Source organism: Streptomyces incanus (assembly GCF_042656345.1).
GTDB classification, from domain to species: Bacteria; Actinomycetota; Actinomycetes; order Streptomycetales; family Streptomycetaceae; genus Streptomyces; species Streptomyces incanus.
Map to the genome: position 1 here is coordinate 1 of NZ_JBHSPC010000005.1, position 2,855 is coordinate 2,855.

The 2,855-nt window shown below is 73.6% G+C and carries 1 protein-coding gene; it reads right to left on the minus strand.

All coding sequences use genetic code 11. The features are described from left to right. On the minus strand, positions 1 to 2,855 hold a 2,855-nt coding region (locus ACFP2V_RS00990), incomplete at both ends, for a condensation domain-containing protein (protein WP_381204356.1).

Here is a 2,855-nt window from a genome sequence, read left to right on the forward strand (position 1 = left end):
CCGGAGAGCCAGGTGGAGAAGACCTCGGATACGGAGGCGTCGAAGCTGGGTGAGGCGAACTGCAGCAGGCGGCTGTGGGGGGTGAGGGCGAAGCGGTCGATCTGTGCGGAGGCGAGGTTGCCGATGCCGGTGTGGGAGACCACGACGCCCTTGGGGCGGCCGGTGGAGCCGGAGGTGTAGATGACGTAGGCCGGGTGGGCCATGGTCAGTGGTGACAGGCGGTCCGCGTCCGTGAGGTCGGTGGCGGCGTGGCCATCGAGCGGGAGGTCGTGGATCCGCAGGACGGGACGGTCACCGGCCGTCGCGGCCACCGGGGCGCGCTGATCGGTGAGGACGAGGACGGGGCGGGCGTCGTCGAGGGTGTAGGCGATGCGCTCGGCCGGGTGGGCCGGGTCGATGGGCAGGAACGCGGCGCCGGTCTTGAGGACGGCCAGTTCCGCGACGAGGAGTTCCACGGAGCGGGGCAGCACCAGGGCGACGATGCGCTCGGGTCCGGCGCCGTGGCCGATCAGGTGGCGGGCGAGGCGGTTGGCGCGCTGGTTGAGCTCGTCGTAGGTGAGGGTCTCGCCGCCCGTGTCGGCCAGGGCGGTGTGGGCGGGGGTGCGGGCGGCCTGGGCCTGGAACAGTTCGGGCAGGGTGCCGGTGAGGACCGGGGTGGTGGTGTCGTTCCAGGTGGTCAGGATGTCGTGTCGTTCGTCGGCGGACAGGACGTCCAGGGTGGCGACCGGGGCGTCGGGGTCGGCCACGACGGTTCGGAGCACCCGCTCCAGCCGGCCGAGGAACGTCTCCACGGTGGCCCGGTCGAACAGGTCCACGGCGAAGTCGACGAACCCGTCCAGCCCGGCCGGGGAACCGTCCCCGGCCGATCGCTCACCGAAGCTCAGCGCGAGGTCGAACTTGGCCGCTCCGGTGCCCAGCGGCAGGATCTCCGCGTCGACGTCGCCCAGGAACAGGCGGCCGTGCGCGTCGTTGTCCAGGGTGAGCATGACCTGGAAGAGGGGATGGCGGGCCAGGGAGCGCTCGGGGCTGACCAGGTCGACGAGGCGCTCGAAGGGGACGTCCTGGTGCGCGTAGGCCTCCAGGTCGGTCTCCCGGACCCGGTCCAGCAGCTCCCGGAAGGTCGGGTCGCCGGAGGTGTCGGTGCGCAGTACCAGGGTGTTGACGAAGAAGCCGACCAGGTCGTCCAGGGCGCTGTCGGTGCGTCCGGCGACGGGGGTGCCCAGTGGCACGTCCGTGCCGGCGCCGAGCTTGCCCAGCCAGACCGCGACGGCGGCCTGCAGCACCATGAACAGGCTGGCGCCGGACTCCCGCGCCAGCGCGGCCAGTCCCGCGTGCACGTCCGCGTCCAGGGCGAAAGGGACCACGTCGCCGCGGTAGGAGGCGTGTGCCGGGCGCGGCCGGTCCACCGGCAGGGACAGCTCCTCGGGCACACCGGCCAGTGCCCGGCGCCAGAACTCCAGCTGGCCGGAGAGCACACTGTCCGGGTCGTCCTCGCTGCCGAGGACCTCCCGCTGCCACAGCGCGTAGTCCGCGTACTGCACCGGCAGCTCGTTCCAGGCCGGCGCCTCGCCGCGGCACCGTGCCGTGTAGGCGCCCGACAGGTCACGCGCCAGCGGGGTCAGCGAGGAACCGTCGGCGGCGATGTGGTGCAGCACGAGCAGCAGCACGTGCTCCTGCTCGCCGAGCCGGAACAGCGTCGCCCGCAGCGGCAGGTCGGTCGAGAGGTCGAAGCCGCGCGTCACCTGTTCGGCGAGGAGCGCGTCCAGGCCGGGCCCGTCCGCGTCCACGTCGACGACGGCCCACTCGGGCCGTGCGTCGCACGCGTCGAGAACACGCTGGTGCGGCACGCCGTCGATGTCGGGGAAGACGGTGCGCAGCGGCTCGTGGCGGCCGACCACGTCTTGCAGGGCCGCGGCCAGCGCGGCGGAGTCCACCGAGCCGGTGAGCCGCAGGGCCAGCGGGATGTTGTAGGTCGCCCCCGGGCCCTCGAAGCGACCGAGGAACCACAGCCGCTGCTGCGCGTACGAGAGCGGCACCTCCTCGGGCCGGGGCATGAGGCGGAGCGCCCGCCGGGCCACTGCGGTCTCGCCGTCCAGCCGGGCGGCGAGACCGGCCGGGGTCGGAGCCTCGAAGAGGGCACGTACCTGGAGTTCGGCGCCCAGCGCCACCCGGATGCGGCCGGTGAGACGGGTGGCGAGCAGCGAATGCCCGCCGAGTTCGAAGAAGCTGTCGTCGGGGCCGACCTCCGGCACGCCGAGAGTGTCGGCGAACAGGGCGCAGAGGATCTCTTCCTGCGGGGTGCGCGGGGCGCGGCCCATGCCGCCGCCGGCGTGCTCGGGTGCGGGCAGGGCCTTGCGGTCCAGCTTGCCGTTGGCGGTGAGCGGCAGGGCGTCGAGGGTGACGAAGGCCGACGGCACCATGTGGGCGGGCAGCGCGGCGGAGAGCACGGCACGCAGTGCACCGGCGTCCGGTGCGGGGGTGGCGTCGGGGACGGTGTAGGCGATGAGCCGCTTGTCGCCGGGGCGGTCCTCACGGACCAGGACGACGGCCCGGCCGACACCCGCGCAGTCCGTGAGCGCGGTCTCGATCTCGCCGAGCTCGATCCGGAAGCCGCGCAGCTTGACCTGGTCGTCGGCGCGGCCCAGGTATTCCAGGGCCCCGTCGGAGTCCCAGCGCACGAGGTCGCCGGTGCGGTACATGCGGCTGCCCGGGCCGCCGTAGGGGCAGGCGGTGAACCGTTCCGCGGTCAGCGCGGGACGGCCCAGGTAGCCGCGGGCCAGTTGCTCGCCGGCGAGGTAGAGCTCTCCCGCCACACCCGGGGCGACCGGACGCAACGCCGCGTCCAGCACGTACAC